The organism is Myxococcus sp. AM010, assembly GCF_013372585.1.
In the GTDB taxonomy this organism is placed as follows: domain Bacteria; phylum Myxococcota; class Myxococcia; order Myxococcales; family Myxococcaceae; genus Myxococcus; species Myxococcus vastator.
In genome coordinates this window covers 1-260 of record NZ_JABXEO010000271.1, presented here as the reverse complement: position 1 = coordinate 260, position 260 = coordinate 1, and the positions used below count along the sequence as shown (strand labels likewise).

The following is a 260-nucleotide window of genomic DNA, read 5'->3' as shown; positions in this document are numbered from 1 at the left end:
GCACCGAGGCGGCCTGGTGGAAGAGGTCCGTCAGGGTGCTGCGACTCATGGGCACGCCGCTTCGCTCCACCCGCTGGGCCAGCCGGTGCAGCGGCATGGCGTCCGCGCACTTCGACGTCACCACGTGGGCCAGGAAGCCGGGGCCGTACTCGCCTCTGTCCACCACCCTGGCTGGAGGCGGGGCAGTGACGACGCCCCGGCCGCACGTGCACGCCAGCACTTCCTGCACGTGCACCTGCTTCTCAAAGCGGGCGGGCACG

Annotated in this window: 1 protein-coding gene; it reads right to left on the bottom strand. The window is 71.9% G+C overall.

The genetic code is table 11. The features are described 5' to 3' along the window. On the bottom strand, positions 1–260 hold a 260-nt coding region (locus HV826_RS36630), incomplete at both ends, for a transposase (RefSeq protein WP_176421599.1).